This window comes from Corynebacterium anserum, assembly GCF_014262665.1.
Lineage (GTDB): Bacteria > Actinomycetota > Actinomycetes > Mycobacteriales > Mycobacteriaceae > Corynebacterium > Corynebacterium anserum.
On sequence record NZ_CP046883.1, the window covers coordinates 1,109,078 to 1,126,616 of the forward strand.

The window sequence follows — 17,539 nt, forward strand, 5'->3', positions numbered from 1 at the left end:
CCCACTGACCTTTATTAGCTGAGCGAATCGAGCTGATGCCCCATGCGGTCGCGCTTTGTGCGGAGATAGTTGATGTTATCCGGATTAGCGGGAAGTTCTACGGGAATACGCCGGGAAATAACCGTGCCATACCGGCTCAATTTATCTTTCTTATCCGGGTTATTGGAGATCAATGCGACAGACTTGATACCTAAATCAGCAATAATCTGTGCAGCGGCTGAATACTCCCGAATGTCGGCCGGGAACCCTTGTGACTCATTTGCTTCCACCGTGTCTTGTCCCTCGTCCTGGAGGACATAGGCGCGTAGCTTGGGTACAAGTCCAATTCCTCTGCCCTCTTGCCCGCGGAGGTAGATGAGTACGCCGCAGCCTTGTTGCGCGATAAGCGTTTGTGCCGCCGCCAATTGTTCGCCACAATCGCAGCGCAGAGAACCGAACACATCGCCTGTGAGGCATTCTGAATGGACACGGACGGGAACGTCGTCTTTATCGCGAACATCACCAGCTACCAAAGCGATATGTTCGATGCCGTCTACCAGGCTGGTGTATCCCACCGCTCTGAACGTTCCAGCCCGAGTGGGCAGACGGGTCTCCACACTGCGTTCCACCACAGGAGTGTGGGCGCGACGCCACTCGATCAGTTGTTCAATAGAGATCAAAGAGAGGCCGTGTTTATCGGCAAAACGGCGTAGCTCGGGTAGCCGTGCCATCTCGGCAGGATTTTCCTCACTCACCACTTCGCACAACACGCCTGCAGGGTACAGACCAGCGGCTTTCGCCAAATCTACCGAGGCCTCAGTGTGGCCATTACGTACGAGGACGCCTCCATCACGTGCCCGAAGAGGAACAACATGACCGGGTCGGTTAAATGATGCGGCGGTAGATTGGGGATTGGCTAACTGGCGGATGGTGTGGGAACGATCCGTTGCTGAAATACCTGTCGTCACGCCCTCTGCGGCATCCACGGTGACCGTGTAGGCGGTGTTGCACACGTCCTCATTACGGGCGACCATTGGCGGTAGACCGAGTCGGTCGCAATCGGTGTTCGTCATACCCACGCACACATATCCCGAACTGTACTTGACCATAAACGCGACGAGTTCGGGGGTGGCTAATTCCGCGGCGAAGATAAAATCACCCTCGTTTTCACGGTCCTCGTCGTCGACGACGATGACAAGTTTGCCCTCTTTGATGTCCTCTATTGCGCGGTCAACGTCATCGAGGAGGCTTGCGTCGGCCGTATTCTCACGCATGGTGTTGTCCATAGCTAGCTATCTTATATTTCTGTAACTGATACACATGAGTTTCCGAGAAGCGAATGCCCCGCCTAGGAGTGCAAACGCTCTACGTACTTGGCCAGCACGTCACATTCCACATTGACTGTGTCTCCGACGCCCACGTCCCCCAGCATGGTGTCCTTGAGCGTGGTGGGAATGAGCGAGACCTCGAACCACGACTCCTGTCCGGATACCGCGTCGGAGACCTCAGCGACGGTTAAAGAAGTGCCGTTGAGAGCCACCGACCCCTTTTTCGCCACATATTTTCCCAGCGTGGCATCGTTGAGGCGAAAGCGGAAAACTTCCCAATTCTCGCTGGGGGTACGGCTCATCAGTGTTGCGGTTCCGTCTACATGTCCCTGCACAATGTGTCCGCCGTAGCGAGCACCGGAAACCATAGCGCGCTCGAGGTTCACTCGACTACCTTTCGTTAAGCCGCCGAGGGTGGTGTAGTCCAACGTGACCTGCATGACATCCGCAATGAATCCTTCCCTATCGAAATCAGTGACAGTAAGACAGACCCCATTAACGGCGATCGAATCACCGTGAGCGACGTCTGTCATGATTTCTGGGGCGGTAATCCGCAGTCGGAGACAATCGTGACCACGATCAATAGATTCCAACGTGCCTACTGTTTCCACGATGCCTGTGAACACGGAGAACATCATCCTTTCTGTAAGGTCATGTGTCGGCCACTAATGGCTGAGGCTCAACAAAATATCCGAACCAAGGGTTGAGACACTGCGCGGCGTGAAACGTTGTATGTCGTCCAATGTACTGGCGAGGTTCGCGTCGCATTCCACGTTGCGGTATCCGGCAAGAAGAAAGGCAGGCGCTTGGTAGAGCTGGATGGCATCTGCAATACCAGCCTTGAGGAAGGCACCGGTTAAACGCGGTCCCCCTTCAACCAATACGTCGACGATCCCACGGCTCCTCAGGTCTGCGAGTACTTCCTTCACGTCATGTGAACGGATGTGCAATGCTCGCCCAGGTGCATCGTAAATGTGGGAATCCTCCGGAATAGAACGCTGACCCATGATGACACGCAATGGCTGCTGGGGATAAGGCGTTCCGTCCTCCCCGCGGGCGGTAAGCCGGGGATTATCTGCTTTAACCGTACCGGTGCCGACGATAATGGCATCGCGGTGCCGGCGATCCTCGTGCACGACCCGGCGTGCCTGCTCACTCGTGATCCATTTGCTGGTGTTGTCACTGGCAGCGACAAAGCCATCGATGGTGCTGGCGAGTTTTAGAGTAACGTGTGGGCGTTTCATCACTGTGGACACCAGCCATGGCTCCACCGAGAATTGTGGTAACCATTGAAAGGAGCTTCGTGTTTCATCGCAGTATGGGAGGGGAAGATACGGTCCGTGCACGTCAATGCCATGTTCGCGCAGATGATCCGCACCCCCGACCGCGACAGGATTCGGATCGGAAAAGAGAAAATCCACCCGAGTAATACCCGCATCAATGAGTGCCTGTGAACATGGACCTGTACGACCAGTGTGATTGCACGGCTCCAGAGTAACTACAGCCCGGGCGTCTACAGTAGATTCTCCATTGTGTAACGCATCGCGAATTGCCACCACCTCTGCGTGTGCCCCTCCTGCAGGCTCAGTGGCACCGCGGCCAATGACCCTCTGCCCCGTCGAGTCATAAAGTACGCAACCGACCGGTGGATTCGGGGAGGTGGAGCCCGCAACGCTATGCCCCAATGCATTGGCTTCAGAAAACATCAGTAGATCAGCCATGGCGCTCATCAATTTCTCGCAGCGCCCCGTACAGCTGCTGCGCGGATCATATCGACTCGCTTAGCTGGATTATCGTGCCCGAATACGCTGGAACCAGCGACATAGACGTCCACGCCTGCCGCAGCAGATTCCTCAGCAGTCTCTGGACCGATCCCACCGTCGATTTCAATAAGGGTACCCAAACCATCGCTATCGATGCATTGCCGCAAGATACGAACTTTGTCGAGTACTTCAGGCATGAATGCCTGACCACCGAACCCGGGCTCTACCGACATCACGAGGACGAGATCAAACTTATCCAAATGGTCGAGCAGCGGTTCAACCGGAGTGTGAGGCTTAATAGAGATGCCGGCAAGGGTGCCTTGCCCGCGGAGTTTTTCCGCCAGGACAACGGCGGCATCGATGTCTCGTACAGCCTCTAAATGGAAGGTAACCGAGTGAAAATCCGCGGCGTAGTCTGGCGCCCAGCGCTCGGGATCTTCAATCATAAGATGCACATCGAGATGCGTGGAAGTGTGGGGGATCAACGACGTGGCAACTGGCAAACCAAAAGAAAGATTAGGCACGAAGTGCCCGTCCATCACATCGATATGGAGCCAGTCCGCATTGGGGACTTTCGCCACGTCATCGGCGAGATGACTAAAGTCTGCAGCGAGAATGGAAGGGGCGATCAGAGGGGTTCGCTCAGTCGTGGCATTAGGTGCCGATGCGTCAATCATGTCTTTGACTTTACCCGGCGCAGTGACGTGAACCGAACCGCTCCATATCCACCGATGTGCACTACCTACGGCTTGCGTGGCTTGTCTCGGAGAGCACAGGGAATTTTACCGAGAGACTGATGAATGTCGTGCTGGTCTCAATCCAGCGATAAACATCGCGTCGGTTCCGTGGCGATGTGGCCATAACTGAATGAACGGTGCTGCATCGTTATGCTTCAGGTGCGGAAAGTTTGTGCTGAGATCAACTATCTCAGCACCCGTTTGTGCTGAGATGGAACGTACGACGTCGACAGTCTCGCTGAGATGTGGTGAACACGTGGAGTAGATGACGATACCACCCTGAGCCGTGATGTCGACGGCAGAACGCAGGAGTTCTTTTTGCAGTGCGGACAAGGGCGCCACATCAGCGGCTGTTTTGCGCCAGCGGGCTTCTGGGCGACGACGCAACGCGCCCAAACCCGAACAAGGAGCATCGACGAGAACGCGGTCATAGCCCTCTGCAGGAACGTCGAGGCCAGGGATGCTGCGGGGCGCGCGGCCATCCCCGACGTGCACGCTGACTGGCAAATTCCGCGTGGTATTCTCCACGAGCCGAGCACGATGCTCTGCTAGTTCTACGGCATCGACGCGCGCATTTTCTCCCAGCGCCCAGGAAGCAATGAAAGCGGTTTTTCCTCCGGGACCAGCACAGAGATCTAACCACCGGCCAGAATCCTCCCTGTGCAATGGTGTGTTGACGAGACTCAGCGCGATGAGCTGAGAGCCTTCATCCTGAACGCTAGCCATACCCTCACGTACCGCGTCAAGATCTCCGGGTGATCCGTCCTCGAGATACACACAGTAGGGAGATAGTTTTCCCTCTTCTCCCCCGGTGACCAGTGCTAGTTCTTCCGCACTGATCTGCCCGGGACGCGCAGCGAGGTGAACAATGGGGCGCGCATCATCGGCTGCTAAACATGCGGACAGCTCGTCGTGGATGACGTCACCGCCGGCAGGGGTCGCACCATCGTCTCCGGCCTGGTTAGTGGTCTCGGCGCGGCTAGCATAGGACAGAGAGTCGTTAAAAGCGCGGGCGATCCATGCGGGATGCGCATTTCGTAGAGCGATGTGAGCCATGTTGTCACCTCCTGCCACGGTCTCCGCCCATTGTTGCGGAGTGGAGCGAGTGATTGTCCGTAACACACCATTGACGAACCCGCTCGCCTGCCCGGCTCCGTGAGCTTTCGCTAGCTCCACCGATGTATTCACCGCGGCATGATCATCAACTCTCGTTCGTAGGATCTGGTAAGCACCAAGCCGCAGGATATCGAGAACCATAGAATCGATTTTTTCCACCGGCCGGCCAGCAGCCTTGCTAATGATCGCATCTATGAGCCCCGTCGCTCGGAGACAACCATAGGTAATTTCCGTGCAAAAAGCGGCATCCCGACCTTTGAGGCCCGCTTGTTTAATGTGAGTTGGCAAGACCAGGTTTGCGAAGGCATCATTCTCGGTGACCTCGCGGAGTACCGCCAGCGCCACATCGCGGGCTTTATCGCCACTGCCGTGAGCGCGGAACTTTTTCTGCCTCTCTGTTGGGCGGCGTTGTTGATATCCTGTTGAACGCTGGCTCGCACTCTGACGCCCCCGGTGAGTATTTTTATTGCCCGACGCCGTGTTGCTGTGCTGCCCCACCCGACGTCCCGTATTCTCACGGGCTTGACCTTGGCGGGCGGATTCGGATCGAGAGCGAAAACCCATGGCTTGTTATGCCTCCTGAGTTGAGGGTTGGGGGGAGGAGAATTGTGGAGATTGTTGCAGCAACTGTTGGTTCCCGCGCAACCAGTCGGTAGCATCCATCATCTTCTTACCTGGAGATTGAATTCGACGGATTTCCAAAACTTGTCCATCGCCAGTACCCACCAATAAGGCGCCATCCTGTACAACAAGCTCTCCAGGTTGGGCTGAGGCTGTGGCGTTGGTGAAGGCCATCATGCCAATCTTGTATCGCTGATCACCCAGCAGCGTCCATGCTCCCGGGGCCGGTGTGTGTGCACGGGCGACGCGTTGAATTACTGCACAGGGTTGTGTCCAGTCAATGTGGGCATCCTTCGTAGTGATCTTAGGGGCGTGGGTGGCGCTGTCCTGTTGTTGAACTGTGAATGTCGCGGTGCCTGCGTCGAGTTTTACTAACGCGTCTGCCAGCAGTTCTCGACCGGCATATGTGAGTCGGGTGAGCACATCATCGGCAGTATCGTCGAGCCCGATCGGCTCAACGAACGAGTCAATGACAGGTCCTGTATCCATGCCCTCTTCGATGCGGAATACGCTAGCGCCCGAGGTGTCATCGCCAGCAGCGATAGCGGCTTGGACAGGTGCAGCTCCCCGCCATCGCGGAAGCACAGAAAAGTGCAGATTGATCCAGCCATGTGTAAAAATGTGGAGTAAGTCTGCTGGAATGAGATTACCGTAGGCCACCACGGCAGCGGCAGTCACTCCCCTGGCAGCCAGTTGGGCGAGCACTTCCCGGGCCTGCCTCCCTGATTCAGTATCAGATTTTAACCCCGGCCATTTATATACCGGTATGCCATGGTTTTCAGCCACGTCAGCGACTTTGCTGGGCTGTAATGTTCGGCCACGGCCTCGCTTGGCATCGGGCTGAGTGATCACCGCGGCAACCTCGATGCGTTGGTCTGTGAGAAGGTGTTCGAGGGCAACCGCAGCTGGTTCTGGAGTTCCAGCAAAAATAATCTTCATCCGCGTCATTTATTGAACCATTCTGAGTTGCGAATTATCCTCATTGCCTCTTTGCGCTCCTGCGAAGACAGATGTGTAAGGAAGAGCACCCCATTGAGGTGGTCAGTTTCGTGCTGCACGCACCGAGCCATGAGGCCGCTAACTGTACGATCGACACGTGTGCCGTCGATGCTCACGCCAGTGAGCCGGACCGTTTCTGCCCTAGTCACTTCCCCACCGACTCCGGGTATGGATAGACATCCCTCCTCACCTGTTTGCGTTTCATCCCCTATAGCTTCCCACTCTGGGTTGATGATGTGTCCCCGGTCGCCATCGCAATCATATACAAAGACGCGCTTGGTCACTCCTACCTGATTAGCAGCCAGGCCTACACCCCCATATGCTTCCATCGTCTCTAACATATCGGCGATGAGAGCACGAAGGGATGCATCACCAATTTTTTCCTCCGGGATCGAGTCGGAGACGGTGCGTAGTACAGGATCTCCGAAATAGCGCATGGAAAGCTCAGTCATGTCGACCAGATTAGCCGATGCGAACTGGATCCATGACTATGCGTAGTGGTCCAGCGAGTTTACTCGTAGCACGAATGGCTTGTGCCTGCTTAAGACTGCCTCCTAGCTCCTCTGCGAGGCTGTGATGTACCCGTACGATCATGCGCCGAGCCAAGTGAGCATCTGGTCTGTCTAAACCGGCTGGGAGGCGGACCCCGGCTGGCAGTTCAACCGGGCCGAGCAGCTCAGCCCCTGCGGGCACCTCCCAGTACTCCATGAGCTGTGCAATCGATTCCTGGGTTCCATCGATGGCGGCCACCGACGCCGCCGGCGGGAAATGCGCTTGTGTTCGCGACGCCAACTCTGCCTGCGCAGCAGCAACCGGATCCCAGCGTATGACCTGTTGGACAGGAGTGAGCGACGCATCGGCGGTCAACACCACCACCCCGCCTTCTGAATGTGGACAAACGAGGGAGGCAGCGCGCATCCATTGCCGCACCGCGTTTTCCTGGGCGCGTAAGTCCTCTCTGCCCAACAGGATCCACAGATCGAGTAGCACAGCGGCGCCATAGTGCCCCATCGGTGACAGCGCATCATCCGCCTCGACGAGAGGTTCAGCGCCGGGGGTCGCCACGATAATAGCTGCTTTCTGAGGGATGCTTTCCCGAACATGATTGCCGCCAGAAGCAATAATGGGTACTCCGTTGAAGGCCTTGCCAAGTTCTTCTGCAGTTCTGTCCTGCCCTACGACAGACATGCGTACCGAATGATTACCGCACGTTGTGCAAGTGAACAGACCTGCTGTAGCGCCACACCACCGGCATCGGGGAGCCGCCGCTTCTGCAGAATGGGGAAGTTCTAGCGGGCCATTGCAGTAACGGCAGCGTGCAGGTGAACGGCAGGAAGAACAAGCCAATGCGGGCGCGTATCCCCGCCGCGGAACCTGAACCAAGACGGGACGCTGCCTATCTAGAGCAGTGCGGATCGCCGTAAAAGCAAGGGCTGGTATTCGCGCACCACGACTATATGCTTCACGCTCCCGCTGAAGATCGGTTTCCCCGAGAGCGCGGATGATCGGCAACATGTCCATCACCGTGTTGCGTGGGGAGGTAATAGAGTGCACACTGCCATCGGCAATCCACTGTTGAACCTCAGCACAGCGGTGAACGCCGATGGTGACAAAAGCGGTATTTTCCTGCTCTGAGCGAAGCTTGGCCACGTCTCGGGCATTGATATAGGGTGCGCGCGGGTCAACGAGGTTATCATCGGCTTCCCCTAAGACCACGATCAGCCTCAGGTTCTTCACTGGAGCCAAGACGGCGGACCTGGTGCCGACAACCAAGCGTGCCTGACCCTCCACTATTGAGAGAAAACGTCGGTAACGTACCGCGGGGCTTTCTTGGGCCGTGAGCTGAGTGATTTGTGCCCCCGAAACCCAGCGACGCAAATGATGAGACACCCGCTCAACCTCTTTATGATTAGGTGCGAGGATGAGAACGCCACTATCTCCACCATTCCACATCGTTGCGGCTGCAAGCGCGGCCGCATCGTAGTGAGGTTCGGAGCCAGGCAAACTTATCCAGCTGGCGCGTACTGCTTTACCCTCCAACACAGCAGATAAGAAGCCCGTGCCGTAAGAATAATTCTCCAGCACTGATGTGGCATCAAAGTATGCTGCTTCTGCCAGCTCCTCCTTGGACACGAGGCTGCCGTAGAGGTTTTCCCAGGCCTTCCCTCCGCCAAAAAGACCAGCTTTTTCAGCCGATGCATGCCGCGGAGGTAGCGCCGTGCGGAGAATATCGGAGCGGTTGCCCGCATATCGGCGAGCTAACGTGGTGACTAATCTCCACATGTGAGGCGGACAGACAACAATCGGACTGATCACTCTCTCAAGCGGCCTCAAGCTCCCCCCGTGATCCGATGTGCGTCGGCGTTCGATAATGAGCGCATCAACCAAGCGACCGGCGAACCGCACCCGTACACGGACACCGGGTTGAGCAGTGCTATCGCACTGTGGGGGGACAGTGTAATCAAACAACCTATCGAGGTGCGGCATCCCCAGCAACGGGATAACGCGGGCGATGGGTTGCTTGATCTCAGTCACAGAGCTCACGTTTAACGGCCGGCTGCAGCTTTCAACGCCTCTACACGATCGGTGTTTTCCCACGGAAGTTCCACGTCGCTACGGCCAAAGTGTCCGTAAGCTGCGGTTTGGGCGTAGATGGGACGTTTGAGATCAAGTTCGCGCAGAATCGCGTTAGGGCGCAAGTCAAAGACGTCAAGCACGGCCTTTTGAATATCTTCATCGGTCAACCCGTCCGCGGCGGTGCCGTGGGTGTCAACGTACAAGCCCACCGGATTGGCCCGCCCGATGGCATATGCGACCTGTACTTCGGCGCGATCAGCCAACCCGGCAGCAACGATGTTTTTTGCCACCCATCGCATGGCATAGGCTCCCGAGCGGTCGACCTTCGATGGATCCTTACCGGAGAAGGCTCCGCCACCGTGGCGTGCCATACCGCCGTAGGTATCCACAATAATCTTGCGGCCGGTCAAGCCGGCGTCGCCCATCGGGCCGCCGAGTACGAAGGATCCGGAAGGATTAACTAGAAGGTTCACGTCTGCACCCACCAGATGGCCGATCCCGGCTTCTGCGACACAATGATCCAGGACGTGACGTTTCAAAGCAGCAGCCAAGGAGTTACGCTGTGCTTCACCGACCCATGATTCATCGTGCTGGGTGGAAATAACGACGGTATCCAGTTTGACGGGCTTGCCGTTGTCGTCATAAGCGAATGTGACCTGGGTTTTCCCATCCGGGCGTAGACCAGGAACAATGTTGTCATTACGGACTTGCGTGAGCCGGCGTGCCAAGCGATGAGCCAATGATATGGGCAGCGGCATGTACTCCGGTGTTTCATTGGTGGCATATCCAAACATGAGCCCTTGGTCACCCGCTCCCAATTGATCATCGGCATCGAGGGCGGTTGCGTCACCTTCACGGTGCTCGATGGCCGTATCAACCCCGGCTCCAATTTCTGGAGATTGCTCGCCGATGGACACGGATACCCCGCAGGTTCTGCCATCGAAGCCCATATCTGAGCTAGTAAAGCCGATTTTGGTCAGTGTATTCCGAACGATTTGTGGGATCTCCACGTATGCCTCGGTACGTACCTCGCCCACAACGTGGACGAGGCCGGTGGTTACGACAGTCTCCACTGCTACGCGGGACTCTGGGTCGCGTGCCAGCAATGCATCCAGAATGGAGTCCGAAATCGCGTCGCAGATTTTGTCTGGATGACCCTCGGTGACGGACTCGCTGGTAAACAGTCGCAGGGACAACGGTGGGACCCTCTCTTCTTGTATGGAATGAATATGTGAGTTGATCAGTGATGGTTTTCGGCACGTGTACCGGTGCTCGTGAAGTTCGACTCACGATAACTATCTCATAGTAGACTAAGCTGTCTGTGAAAGTCGATTATTCAGCAAACATCAGCGTTTCCACGCAATCCCAAATCTGGATAGCCACATCTATCTTTGCACTAGCGTTGACTTCCGATATCAGCGGAGGTTGATCCTCAGGTTGTGAAACAAGGATCCACCCTTCATTGTCATCCTGGCCAAACACCTTGCCATCACCCACTGCGTTGCACATCAGCATGTCACAGCCCTTGCGAGACAATTTGTCCACCCCATGTTCTAGAGGAGTATGTTCCGCATCCCCCGTTTCGGCAGCAAAGCCAACGATAATCACGCCCTCTTTCAGCTCTCCCCGCCTCCGTCTATTCACCAGCCCAGCAAGCACATCGGGGTTTTGGGTTAAATCTATACGCGTCAGGGCTGAGTCGTTCATCCCCTTCTTCATTTTCGACGCAGCGACTTGAGTGGGTCGATAATCCGCCACAGCCGCAGCCATGATGATGATATCCGCATCCTCCGCATGCTCATCCATGGCATTGTGCAGATCCACCGCGCTTTTCACCGGAATAATTCTCGCGCCGGAAGGGAGAGAGAGCTGTTCTGTATGCGCCTTGACGATGACCACATCGGCGCCGCGCTGGGCGGCGACATCGGCCAAAGCAAAACCTTGGCGGCCACTGGAGGAATTGGAAAGAAAACGCACGGGATCCAAAGGTTCTACGGTACCGCCAGCGGAAATAACCACCTTTTTACCCTTGAGAGACTGCGGAAAGATATCCCGACCACAGCGAGCAACGGCCAGCGCTAAAGATCCGATGTGCTCCGGATCCGGAAGCCGTCCAGATCCCGTATCATGACCAGTGAGCCGGCCATGTGCAGGCTCAAGAACCACGGTTCCCCGATGGCGCAGGGTATTCACATTTGCTTGAGTTGCCGGATGTTCCCACATTTCGGTGTGCATTGCAGGAGCCACTACAACTGGACAGGTGGCAACCAGACAGCTTGACGTTAATAGGTCATCAGCCCGGCCCGTCGCAAGACGGGAAAGAAGATCGGCTGTTGCCGGAGCTATAACGATAAGATCTGCTTGCTGGCCAAGGCGCACGTGTTGCACCTCATCCACTCGGTCAAAAACATCTGTGGACACCGGATTCCCAGACAGCGCCTCGAAGGTAGCGGCACCGACGAAGTTGAGGGCGCTGTGTGTTGGGATAACGTGAACGACGTGGCCGGCCTCCTTGAAATAACGGACAAGGTGGCAGGCCTTATACGCAGCAATGCCGCCCCCAACGCCGATGACAACGCGGAGCGGCACATTATCCATTTGTCCGGAATTCGATGTAGTCACACCGGACACTTTAGCGGTTTTATCCCTCTGTGTGTTCCAACAGATCGCGGTTGATCTCACGTAGCGCGATGGACAGAGGTTTTTCGTGGACGTCTGGAGTAACCAGCGGCCCTACGAACTCGAAGACACCATCATCGATGGTCTGGAAATAGTCGTTGATCTGACGAGCCCTCTTGGCTGCGAAGATAACCAAAGCGTACTTAGAGGACACCTTAGTCAGGAGCTCATCGATCGGAGGGTTAGTGATGCCAACAGGAGTATCGAACACCTTCTCGTTCGAATTCACGTCCTGGTTGTCCACAGTATGCACCTTCTCTATCTGGAATCAGTTTTTGGAATGTTTCTCCACGAGGTAATAAATCGCGAAAATTAATTGCCCTCGAGAATACCGGTGATTTGGGCAATGGCCTTGTCGAGATCGTCATTGACCACTACCTGATCGAACTCGTGTTGTGCCGCCATCTCAACTTCAGCAGTGGCCAGACGGCGTTCGATCACATCCTGGGTTTCAGTGCCTCGACCAGTGAGACGCTCGACGAGTACCTCCCACGATGGCGGCGCAAGAAACACAAGTTCCACATCCGGCCGTAGCTTCTTAATATTGCGGGCACCCTCGAGATCCACCTCGATCAGCACTGGACGTCCCTCGGCAATAGCCTGCTCCACTGGTTCGCGCGGCGTCCCAGAAAGCTGCAGTCCACCGTGGATTTCTGCCCATTCGAGCATCTCATTGGCTGCAATAGCCTCGAGGAACTCATCGCGCGACACGTAGATGTAGTCACGACCGTGGACTTCACCTGGACGTGGATCACGCGTAGTCATGGACACACTGAAGAAAAGATCCGGGACATCTTCCTTAAGACGGGCGACCACAGTGGATTTACCCACCGCGGACGGACCGGCGAGAACAACGACGCGGTCCTCAGATGTGTCGTTGGCCACGGGATTAGTCCTCGAAACCGAAGTGCTCAAGCAGAGCGCGACGCTGACGGTCGCCCAAGCCACGGAGACGACGGTTTTCAGCGATCTGAAGCTGGCTCATAATCTCTTCAGCCTTGACCTTGCCAACCTTTGGCAGGGAAACCAGTAGAGCAGAAACCTTCATCTTTGCGAGGGTTTCATCAGTCTCGGCATCCTTCAGCACCTGCTTCAGGTCGGTGCCGCCACGCTTCAGCTTCTCGCGCAGCTCTGCGCGTGCCTTACGAGCCTCTGCAGCCTTCTTCAGTGCTTCTGCGCGCTGCTCCGGGGTCAACTGGGGAAGTGCCACGGGGTCCTCCGTTTTAGTTTCAAATCGTCGGTTTGTGAAAAGTCTAGGAATGTTTTCTGTATAGCTCTTCTGAGCCACACAGTTAACGCAAACGAAGATACACATCTTGTGCGGATCTTTCGCATTGCGTAAGCATCACCCTGAGACAGGTTGCTGCCACAATCCTGCAGAGAGAAATTACCAGAAGAAAATTCCCTCTTAGGGATATCAGGTGCTCAACACGCCTTAACTCAGGACACTATACCACTAGTGAGCTGGGCTATTTCAACATATCCGCAGTTGTGGCGCGTAAAGCCTTGCGAAGGTCGTCCGTGTTTGGCCCCCGGGTTAGTACACTGCGCGATACATTGGGGCTTACCAACGAGAATGCTGTGCCTGTAATGCGCCGTACATCGTCCATCGTTCCGCCTTGGGCACCCACACCGGGCATGAGAATCATGCCTCCCACCTGCTCTAATGCAGGTGGTTGCTGCACTGTGGCCCCTACCACTACTCCCAGATTCCCCGGACCGCTGTGGCGTGAGTTTCTTTCAGCCACGGCATCGACGATGGTTTGAGCTAGCGTTTTCTGCCCTAACTCGCCATGGGCATCTAGCGTTCGGCTCAGCTGCACACCAGGAGCTTCCGGATTTGACGTGGCGGCTAGAACGATGGCTCCCCTACCCGTACTCTCAGCCATGTCAAATACTGGCTCCAGAGAACCGAAACCAAGCCATGGAGAGACAGTTACTGCGTCGGAGACAAGAGGTGAAGAGTCATCCAACCAGGCGGAAGCATATCCTGCCATCGTCGACCCAATATCCCCACGTTTTGCGTCTGCGACCACCAACACTCCACGAGCGCGTAACGCCGCAATGGAGTCCTCGAGTACTGCAAAGCCCGCGGAACCATACGATTCATAGAACGCCACCTGGGGCTTAACTACGCACGCTGTATCCTCAAAAGCTTCCACACAGATGCGAGAAAATGCTTTCAACCCATCAACTGACGCCTCAAGCCCCCATGATTGCATAATCCGCTCGTGGGGATCCATGCCCACGCACACCTGGCCGAACTCCTCGGCACGTGCTAGAAACCGCTCACCGAAAGTTGCTTCGGCCACCGAGTTGTTCGGCCGGGACATCAGTGCTCAACCTCCTGAATCGGGGTGACCGTGGTTTCTGCTTTCTGAAGAGCCGCGATACCCTGCACGGCCGCATTGCATCCCTGGACGGTAGTTACTGCCGGCACGCTCATATTTACAGCAGCTGCCCGGATATCGTAACCATCGTGACGAGAACCAGCAGATCCGGCTGGGGTGTTGAGAATGAAATCGATTTCTCCATCGTTGATGAGGTCCACAACGGTGCGTTCGGCCTTGCCGGTCGATTCGTCTACCTGAGATAGCTTGGCAACCGTCTCGCATTCCACCCCGTTCCGACGCAGCATCTGGGCTGTACCGGAGGTGGCGTAGAGTTTGAAGCCCAGCTCAGCCAGACGCAAGATAGGCATCATCAATGTGCGCTTGTCACGGTTCGCCACGGAGACGAAAACATTCCCCTTCGTCGGCAACTTGCCGAATGCACCTTCCTGTGACTTCGCAAACGCCGTACCGAAGTCGCTGTCGAGACCCATGACTTCACCGGTCGACTTCATTTCCGGACTCAGCAAGGAGTCCAAAACTTTACCCTCCGGGCTGCGGAAACGGTTGAATGGCATCACTGCTTCTTTCACCGCGATCGGATGATCCAACGGCAGAGATCCGCCATCCCGGTCGTGAGGAAGCATGCCTTCAGCCTTAAGCGCAGCGATCGATTCCCCAAGCATGATACGAGAAGCAGCTTTCGCCAAAGCCACACCGGTGGACTTCGAAACGAAAGGAACCGTACGGGATGCGCGAGGATTCGCCTCAATGACATTGAGGATGTCATCCTTCAAGGCGAATTGAACATTCATAAGCCCCCTCACACCAATTCCGTGCGCCAGCGCCTTGGTGGAACGGCGGACGTTCTCGATGTCCTCAGGACCAAGAGTCATCGGCGGGAGCGCGCAAGCGGAGTCACCAGAGTGAATACCAGCTTCCTCGATGTGCTCCATCACTCCCGCCAGGTACACCTCTTCACCGTCGCAGAGAGCATCGACATCGATTTCGATCGCAGAATCCAAGAAACGATCCACAAGCACTGGGTGATCTTCCGTGATCTCAGTGGCGCGGGCAATGTAGTCAGACAAGGAATCCTCGTCATAAACAATCTCCATGCCACGGCCACCCAACACGTAGGAAGGGCGAACTAATACCGGGTACCCGATTTCTGCAGCAACACCCCGAGCTTCCTCGAAGGATGTAGCCGTGCCGTAGGCAGGTGCCGGCAACTGTGCCTTTTCCAACACCTTGCCGAACTCGCCACGATCCTCGGCGAGGTTAATCGCTTCAGGGGACGTACCGACAACAGGTACACCGGCATCTGCCAAGCGTTGTGCTAAGCCCAAAGGAGTCTGGCCACCCAGCTGCACAATCACACCGGCGATCTCTCCGGACTCCGCTTCTGCATGGTAGACCTCCATGACATCCTCGAACGTCAATGGCTCGAAATACAAGCGATCGGCCGTGTCGTAGTCGGTCGAGACAGTCTCCGGGTTGCAGTTAATCATGACAGTCTCGTAGCCCACGCGGGAGAGTTCCAAGGCGGCGTGCACACAGGAGTAGTCAAACTCAATACCTTGCCCAATGCGGTTAGGACCAGAGCCGAGAATAAGAACCTTTTTCTTATCTTTCTGAGGCGTCACCTCAGACTCGGCTTCAGGATCTAGCTCATAGGAGCTGTAGTGATACGGGGTTTTCGCCTCGAACTCTGCAGCGCAGGTATCCACGGTCTTAAAGACTGGACGCACGCCTAGTGACCAGCGCAAAGCTCGGACGCCGTCCTCGCCAGCTAACTCTGGACGCAAAGCGGCAATCTGCCGGTCGGACAAGCCATAGTACTTTGCCTCGCGCAACAGATCCTCGGAAAGTACCGGGGCTTCGACCAGTTCTTCCCGGAACTCGACCAACGCCTTTACTTCTTCCAAGAACCAAGGATCGATCTTCGACGCTTCGTAGACCTCTTCCACCGTGGCGCCGAGACGCAAAGCAAGTTCAACATCGTACATACGGCCTTCGGTTGGAACAGCGAGATCCTTAAGAACGGCGTCCTTATCTTGGGCTCGCTCGCCGGCAAATGTCTCGTCACTCTGGGTCCAAAAACCTGCCTGCTTTGTCTCGAGAGACCGCATGACCTTATTCAAACTGGTGATGTAGTTGCGGCCAATGGCCATCGCCTCACCCACTGACTTCATCGTCGTGGTCAAGGTGTCATCGGCGCCGGGGAATTTCTCAAAAGCGAAGCGTGGCGCTTTGACGATGACATAGTCGAGTGTGGGTTCAAAGGCAGCCGGGGTGACCTGAGTTATGTCATTGCGGACTTCATCCAGCGTGTAGCCAATAGCTAATTTGGCTGCGAGTTTCGCGATGGGGAAACCTGTTGCCTTCGAGGCCAATGCCGAAGAACGGGACACGCGGGGATTCATCTCAATGGTGATGATTCGCCCGTCGTTAGGGTTGATAGCGAATTGAATGTTACAGCCGCCCGTGTCCACTCCGACTTCGCGCAAAATGGCGATGCCCTGGTCACGCATCGTCTGGAATTCACGGTCGGTCAAAGTCATTGACGGCGCTACAGTTACGGAATCACCGGTATGAACGCCCAGAGCGTCGACGTTTTCGATCGAGCACACAACAACAACGTTGTCTTTGCTGTCGCGCATGAGCTCAAGCTCAAATTCCTTCCACCCCAGGATTGACTCCTCGATCAGCACGTTCGCTTCAGGGGATGCAGCCAAACCGTCACCGGCAATGCGCTCCAGATCCTCCTCTGTGAAAGCTAGGCCGGAACCCAAACCGCCCATAGTAAATGACGGGCGAACCACGACGGGCAGGCCGAGCTCAGCGACGGTCTCATGAACCTCGTCCATGTTGTGGCATACGCGAGAGCGAGCGGAATCGCCACCGATCTTGGCTACGATATCTTTAAACTTTTGGCGATCTTCACCGCGTTCAATAGCCGCGATATCGGCACCGATGAGTTCCACGCCGTACTTATCCAGAATGCCGAGACGGTCTAGTTGAATTGCCGCGTTGAGAGCAGTCTGCCCACCAAGAGTGGCGAGCACCGCATCGACTTTGTGACCAGCTTGTTCTTCTTTGGCGAAAATCTTCTCGATGTAATGAGGTTGGATCGGCTCGATGTAGGTGTGATCTGCGAACTCCGGATCGGTCATGATCGTTGCCGGGTTGGAGTTGATGAGGGTCACTCGCAGACCCTCTTCTTTGAGCACACGGCACGCTTGTGTGCCGGAGTAGTCAAACTCGCATGCCTGGCCGATAACGATGGGGCCAGAACCGATGACGAGTACGTGCTTGATGTCTTCGCGACGTGGCATTAGGTAATGCTCCTAGTTTGCTTAAAGGCTGTGCTTTCGGGATTCTCTGTGTCTTTTCGGGGTAGTACTCGT

General features: G+C 55.9%; 15 protein-coding genes. All 15 read right to left on the minus strand.

Annotation, left to right across the window (positions count from 1 at the left end; translation table 11 throughout):
- Nucleotides 1-14: 14 nt before the first annotated feature.
- Nucleotides 15-1,253, minus strand: coding sequence for a bifunctional 3,4-dihydroxy-2-butanone-4-phosphate synthase/GTP cyclohydrolase II (locus tag GP473_RS04600; RefSeq protein ID WP_186277274.1), 1,239 nt, complete (start codon nt 1,251-1,253; stop codon nt 15-17).
- Between the two features lie 74 nt (nt 1,254-1,327).
- On the minus strand, nt 1,328-1,933 hold the full coding sequence (locus GP473_RS04605) for a riboflavin synthase (protein ID WP_186276618.1): 606 nt from the start codon (nt 1,931-1,933) through the stop codon (nt 1,328-1,330).
- Nucleotides 1,934-1,972: 39 nt separating this feature from the next.
- Nucleotides 1,973-3,028, minus strand: a complete 1,056-nt coding sequence (gene ribD, locus GP473_RS04610; RefSeq protein WP_186276619.1) for a bifunctional diaminohydroxyphosphoribosylaminopyrimidine deaminase/5-amino-6-(5-phosphoribosylamino)uracil reductase RibD — start codon at nt 3,026-3,028, stop codon at nt 1,973-1,975.
- An 8-nt stretch (nt 3,029-3,036) separates the two neighbouring features.
- On the minus strand, nt 3,037-3,747 hold the full coding sequence (rpe, locus tag GP473_RS04615) for a ribulose-phosphate 3-epimerase (protein ID WP_186276620.1): 711 nt from the start codon (nt 3,745-3,747) through the stop codon (nt 3,037-3,039).
- A gap of 105 nt (nt 3,748-3,852) precedes the next feature.
- A complete protein-coding gene (locus GP473_RS04620) occupies nt 3,853-5,487 on the minus strand; it encodes an RsmB/NOP family class I SAM-dependent RNA methyltransferase (protein ID WP_186276621.1) in 1,635 nt (544 codons plus the stop codon).
- A gap of 6 nt (nt 5,488-5,493) precedes the next feature.
- A complete protein-coding gene (fmt, locus tag GP473_RS04625; protein WP_185770675.1) occupies nt 5,494-6,483 on the minus strand; it encodes a methionyl-tRNA formyltransferase in 990 nt (329 codons plus the stop codon).
- A gap of 5 nt (nt 6,484-6,488) precedes the next feature.
- Nucleotides 6,489-6,995, minus strand: a complete 507-nt coding sequence (def, locus tag GP473_RS04630) for a peptide deformylase (protein WP_185769791.1) — start codon at nt 6,993-6,995, stop codon at nt 6,489-6,491.
- Nucleotides 6,996-7,005: 10 nt separating this feature from the next.
- A complete protein-coding gene (locus GP473_RS04635) occupies nt 7,006-9,078 on the minus strand; it encodes a primosomal protein N' (RefSeq protein WP_343061348.1) in 2,073 nt (690 codons plus the stop codon).
- A gap of 11 nt (nt 9,079-9,089) precedes the next feature.
- Nucleotides 9,090-10,316, minus strand: coding sequence for a methionine adenosyltransferase (metK, locus tag GP473_RS04640; RefSeq protein ID WP_185769792.1), 1,227 nt, complete (start codon nt 10,314-10,316; stop codon nt 9,090-9,092).
- Nucleotides 10,317-10,452: 136 nt separating this feature from the next.
- Nucleotides 10,453-11,718, minus strand: a complete 1,266-nt coding sequence (gene coaBC / locus GP473_RS04645; RefSeq protein WP_185770677.1) for a bifunctional phosphopantothenoylcysteine decarboxylase/phosphopantothenate--cysteine ligase CoaBC — start codon at nt 11,716-11,718, stop codon at nt 10,453-10,455.
- Between the two features lie 43 nt (nt 11,719-11,761).
- The gene (gene rpoZ, locus GP473_RS04650; protein ID WP_185769793.1) at nt 11,762-12,043 is read right to left on the minus strand and encodes a DNA-directed RNA polymerase subunit omega; all 282 of its coding nucleotides are present in this window, start codon (nt 12,041-12,043) and stop codon (nt 11,762-11,764) included.
- 68 nt (nt 12,044-12,111) lie between these two features.
- Nucleotides 12,112-12,684: a guanylate kinase gene (gmk, locus tag GP473_RS04655; protein ID WP_186276622.1), complete on the minus strand. Its 573-nt coding sequence runs from the start codon at nt 12,682-12,684 to the stop codon at nt 12,112-12,114.
- A 4-nt stretch (nt 12,685-12,688) separates the two neighbouring features.
- Complete coding sequence (gene mihF / locus GP473_RS04660; RefSeq protein ID WP_185769795.1) at nt 12,689-13,009, minus strand: integration host factor, actinobacterial type; 321 nt, start codon at nt 13,007-13,009, stop codon at nt 12,689-12,691.
- Between the two features lie 259 nt (nt 13,010-13,268).
- Entirely contained in the window at nt 13,269-14,132 is an 864-nt protein-coding gene (gene pyrF / locus GP473_RS04665) for an orotidine-5'-phosphate decarboxylase (protein WP_186276623.1), read from the minus strand.
- Nucleotides 14,132-17,467 (minus strand): carbamoyl-phosphate synthase large subunit, encoded by a 3,336-nt coding sequence (gene carB / locus GP473_RS04670; protein WP_186276624.1) that lies wholly within the window; start codon nt 17,465-17,467, stop codon nt 14,132-14,134. The genes pyrF and carB overlap by 1 nt, the downstream gene beginning before the upstream one ends.
- Nucleotides 17,468-17,539: the final 72 nt, after the last annotated feature.

Coding starts and splice junctions, on each gene's coding strand:
- GP473_RS04600 (WP_186277274.1), bottom strand. CDS start 1,253: ATGCGTGAGAATACGGCCGACGCAAGCCTCCTCGATGACGTTGACCGC.
- ribD (WP_186276619.1), bottom strand. CDS start 3,028: ATGGCTGATCTACTGATGTTTTCTGAAGCCAATGCATTGGGGCATAGC.
- rpe (WP_186276620.1), bottom strand. CDS start 3,747: ATGATTGACGCATCGGCACCTAATGCCACGACTGAGCGAACCCCTCTG.
- GP473_RS04620 (WP_186276621.1), bottom strand. CDS start 5,487: ATGGGTTTTCGCTCTCGATCCGAATCCGCCCGCCAAGGTCAAGCCCGT.
- fmt (WP_185770675.1), bottom strand. CDS start 6,483: ATGAAGATTATTTTTGCTGGAACTCCAGAACCAGCTGCGGTTGCCCTC.
- def (WP_185769791.1), bottom strand. CDS start 6,995: ATGACTGAGCTTTCCATGCGCTATTTCGGAGATCCTGTACTACGCACC.
- coaBC (WP_185770677.1), bottom strand. CDS start 11,718: ATGGATAATGTGCCGCTCCGCGTTGTCATCGGCGTTGGGGGCGGCATT.
- pyrF (WP_186276623.1), bottom strand. CDS start 14,132: ATGTCCCGGCCGAACAACTCGGTGGCCGAAGCAACTTTCGGTGAGCGG.
- carB (WP_186276624.1), bottom strand. CDS start 17,467: ATGCCACGTCGCGAAGACATCAAGCACGTACTCGTCATCGGTTCTGGC.